This window comes from Neisseria sp. HMSC065D04, from assembly GCF_001815675.1.
In the GTDB taxonomy this organism is placed as follows: Bacteria; Pseudomonadota; Gammaproteobacteria; order Burkholderiales; family Neisseriaceae; genus Neisseria.
Map to the genome: position 1 here is coordinate 186,602 of NZ_KV821518.1, position 4,521 is coordinate 191,122.

The 4,521-nt window shown below is 49.4% G+C and carries 3 protein-coding genes; 1 reads left to right on the forward strand and 2 read right to left on the reverse strand.

Translation table 11 applies throughout. From position 1 onward, the window contains the following. Nucleotides 1–132: 132 nt before the first annotated feature. Nucleotides 133–2,253, forward strand: coding sequence for a polyribonucleotide nucleotidyltransferase (gene pnp, locus HMPREF3050_RS07595; RefSeq protein ID WP_003757358.1), 2,121 nt, complete (start codon nt 133–135; stop codon nt 2,251–2,253). A 371-nt stretch (nt 2,254–2,624) separates the two neighbouring features. On the opposite strand, the gene HMPREF3050_RS07600 is transcribed toward pnp, so the two are convergent. Continuing rightward, a complete protein-coding gene (locus HMPREF3050_RS07600) occupies nt 2,625–2,963 on the reverse strand; it encodes a cupin domain-containing protein (RefSeq protein WP_003757360.1) in 339 nt (112 codons plus the stop codon). Between the two features lie 356 nt (nt 2,964–3,319). Continuing rightward, complete coding sequence (locus HMPREF3050_RS07605; protein ID WP_070774332.1) at nt 3,320–4,240, reverse strand: peptidoglycan DD-metalloendopeptidase family protein; 921 nt, start codon at nt 4,238–4,240, stop codon at nt 3,320–3,322. Between the last annotated feature and the right edge of the window lie 281 nt (nt 4,241–4,521).

The window sequence follows — 4,521 nt, forward strand, 5'->3', positions numbered from 1 at the left end:
CTTGTCCTGATTTAAATTTAATCCACTATAGTTTTTACCAACCGCCGCACACCTGAAACCCTAACTATGCACATTCTCACTTTTAGTGTGCATTATTAGTGTTTTAGCGTGCGGCATTCTGAAAGGAACGAAATGTTCGATAAACACGTTAAAACCTTCCAATATGGCAATCACACCGTTACTTTGGAAACCGGCGAAATTGCGCGCCAAGCCGCCGCTGCCGTTAAAGTATCCATGGGCGATACCGTTGTTTTGGTTGCCGTTACCACCAACAAAGAAGTGAAAGAAGGCCAAGACTTCTTCCCTCTGACTGTCGATTACCTCGAGCGTACTTACGCAGCAGGTAAAATCCCCGGCGGTTTCTTCAAACGCGAAGGCAAACAAAGCGAAAAAGAAATCCTGACCAGCCGTCTGATTGACCGTCCGATTCGTCCTCTGTTCCCAGAAGGTTTCTACCATGACATCCAAATCGTAGCGATGGTCGTGTCTGTTGACCCTGAAATCGATTCTGACATTCCTGCAATGCTGGGCGCGTCTGCTGCGCTGGTGTTGAGCGGCGTACCGTTTGCCGGTCCGATTGGTGCCGCACGCGTAGGTTATGTAAATGGTGTGTACGTATTGAACCCGACCAAAGCCGAATTGGCTAAATCTAAGCTGGACTTGGTGGTTGCGGGTACATCCAAAGCCGTTTTGATGGTGGAATCCGAAGCTAAAATCCTGCCTGAAGACGTGATGTTGGGTGCCGTAGTTTACGGCCACGACCAAATGCAGGTAGCGATTAACGCCATCAACGAGTTCGCCGATGAAGTAAATCCTGAAGTATGGGATTGGAAAGCACCTGAAACCAATGAAGAATTGGTTGCCAAAGTGCGCGAAATCGCAGGCGAAGCCATTAAAGAAGCGTTCAAAATCCGTCAAAAACAAGCGCGTTCCGCTAAATTGGACGAGGCTTGGAATGCAGTAAAAGATGCACTGATTACGGAAGAAACCGATACTTTGGCTGCCAACGAAATCAAGGGTATTTTCAAACATTTGGAAGCCGACGTTGTCCGCACCCAAATTTTGGAAGGTCAGCCGCGTATCGATGGTCGCGATACCCGTACTGTCCGTCCGCTGAACATCCAAACCGGCGTATTGCCGCGTACACACGGTTCTGCCCTGTTTACCCGCGGCGAAACCCAAGCCCTTGCCGTAGCGACTTTGGGTACTTCGCGCGACGAACAAATTATTGATGCGCTTTCTGGCGAATACACCGACCGCTTTATGCTGCATTACAACTTCCCGCCGTATTCTACCGGCGAAGTGGGTCGCGTCGGCGCACCGAAACGCCGTGAAATCGGACATGGCCGTTTGGCAAAACGCGCACTGGTTGCCGTATTGCCGTCTCCTGAAGAATTCAGCTACACCATGCGTGTTGTTTCCGAAATTACCGAGTCTAATGGTTCGTCTTCTATGGCTTCTGTCTGCGGCGGCTGCTTGAGCCTACTGTCTGCCGGTGTGCCTTTGAAAGCACACGTTGCCGGTATTGCAATGGGTCTGATTTTGGACAACAACAAATTCGCCGTATTGACCGACATCTTGGGTGATGAAGACCACTTGGGCGACATGGACTTCAAAGTTGCCGGTACGACCGAAGGCGTGACTGCACTGCAAATGGACATCAAAATCCAAGGCATTACCAAAGAAATCATGCAGATTGCTTTAGCGCAAGCCAAAGACGCGCGTCTGCACATCTTGGAACAGATGAAAGCCGCCGTGGCAGGTCCGCAAGAGCTATCCGCTCACGCTCCGCGCCTGTTCACCATGAAAATCAACCAAGACAAAATCCGTGAAGTCATTGGCAAAGGCGGTGAAACCATCCGTGCGATTACCGCTGAAACCGGTACTGAAATCAATATCGCGGAAGACGGCACCATCACTATTGCCGCAACCACTCAAGAAGCCGGCGATGCTGCGAAAAAACGCATCGAAGAAATCACTGCCGAAGTGGAAGTGGGCAAAGTGTACGAAGGTACTGTGGTTAAAATCCTCGACAACAACGTCGGCGCCATCGTCAGCGTGATGCCGGGCAAAGACGGTTTGGTACACATCAGCCAAATCGCCCACGAGCGCGTACGCAACGTCAGCGACTATCTGCAAGTCGGTCAGGTTGTGAATGTGAAAGCATTGGAAGTGGACGACCGCGGCCGTGTGCGTCTGTCTATCAAAGCATTGACCGAAGCTCCTGCGCGCGAAGAAAAAGCGCCTGAATAATCGTTGAGCCTATTTTGATTGATAAAAGGTCGTCTGAAAAATTTCAGACGACCTTTTTTACTGAATGCGGATAAACAAAGTAGGGGGCAGGAATGTGGAATTATAGTGGATTAACTTTAAACCAGTACGGCATTGCCTCGCCTTAGCTCAAAGAGAACGATTCTCTAAGGTGCTGAAGTACCAAGTGAATCGGTTCCGTACTATCTGTACTGTCTGCGGCTTCGTCGCCTTGTCCTGATTTAGAGTTAATCCACTATACGTTGTCTTGTGTTGAGACTTTGATTTATCGTTCTTTTTGAACAGCAATTAGATTGAATGTTGAAGAGGTCGTCTGAAAACCATTTTTTTGGCTTTCAGACGACCTCTTTCCTTTATAGGCAACATTTGCCGAAACGCAGTTTTTTATTCAGGCCGGAAGCGTAAGTAAGCTGCTTGATGACCAGTATGTTAGTGTGGTCTTCTAGGGCGCGTATGCTGTGGGTTTCGTTGGGCTCAAGGCGGACGACTTGAAGTCCTTGCGTGGAGAGGGTTTCGGTTTGGGTGATGATTTTGGCGCTGCCGTTGAGTACCAGCAGGAGAATAATGGCATCGGCTTGATAGTCGGGGATTTCATTATCCTTTTGCAGGGAGAGTTGAACGATTTCTTGGTCGATATCGCTATGGATAACGCCGCCGAGCAAGGCTTTGGGATCTAGGGTGTATTGTTGCATGATGACTCCTTGAAAAGAAAAGCTTTGAGAAAGATTTCAAAAGACGGAAATGTCTTGAGGGTCGTCTGAAAAATACTGGAGACGGCAATAAGTTTGATTGTACGGGTGTATCGGCGGGAGAAATTCAATATAAGTCAATATTGTTGTGAATTGGGGCGGTTGGCTTTTGTATAGTGGATTAAATTTAAATCAGGACAAGGCGGAAGCCGCAGATACAGTACAGATAGTACGGCAAGGCGAGGCAACGCCGTACTGGTTTAAAGTTAGGCGAGGTAACGCCGTCCTGGTTTAAAGTTAATCCACTATATTTGAAAATAAAAACCGCCCAATTTGGGCGGTTTTGTATGGCATTGATTTTAAAATGCAACGTAGTTTGCAGGGTTGACCGGTTTGCCGTTTTGGCGCACTTCAAAATGCAGTTGTGTACGGCTGGCGTCTGTATTACCCATGTTTGCGATGGTTTGGCCGCGTTTGACTTGTTGTCCTTCGTTGACCAGCAAGCGTTGGTTGTGACCGTATGCGCTCAGATAAGATGAGTTGTGTTGGATGATGACCAGGTTGCCGTAACCGCGCAATCCTGAGCCGGCATAGACGACTTTGCCGTCAGCAGCGGCAACGACGGGTTGACCGGCTGTACCGCCGATATCTACACCTTTGTTGCTGCCGCCGAAGTTGCTGATGACGTTGCCGACGGTCGGACGTTGCCATGTGATGCCGCTGACTGTGCGGGTACCGCCTGTGGAAACGGTCGGGGTGTTAAGCGGTGCAGGAGTAGGTTTGGGAGAGGCAGTGTGTGTCGGAGGAGGTGTCGGAACGGACGCAGTAGCAGCTGGGGCGCTGTAGCCGTTCGGTTTGACGCGGAGGGTTTGTCCGACGCTGATGGTGTTGTCTGCCAAGCCGTTCCATGCACGGAGGTTGTCTTGGGTAATTTGGTAACGTTTGGAAATGTTATAAACGGTATCGCCGCGCACTACGGTGTGTGTTGCAGCATTGATGTCCACCGGCGCGTAAGAAGGTGTGTAAGAGCCGGTAGGGCCGGAAGGGTAGCTGCTGTTGGTAGGAGGAGTAGAGGCGGGAGGGGTATAAGGGGCGTCGTTGTTGGCCGCATTGGTTTCGTAAGGCGCTGCACCATATGGATTGTTGGAGGCTGTATTTGCAGAACCGGAATTGCTGCCGGAATTGCCTACGACGACGGGCGCAGGTTGTTGGCTGGCGCATGCGCTGAGTATGAGGGCGAGGGCTGCCGACCCTGCGTAAAATGCGGTTTTTTTCAACATGATTGGATGACCTTTATATCGGGTTGTTGTTTTATTGGGACATATCATAATAAAAATATGCCCTGTTCTCAAGTATTGCAGCCGTTAGTAACTGTTAAAGTGCCTGATTTTGACTGGTTTGCCTGTTTGAAAATCTGACGGACAGCGGTTATGGGCTTAATGTAGGGTTTCATTTCAAAATAACTGTTTATAGTGGATTAACTTTAAACCAGTACGATGTTGCCTCGCCTTAGTTCAAAGAGAACGCTTCTCTAAGGTGCTGAAGCACCAAGTGAATCGGT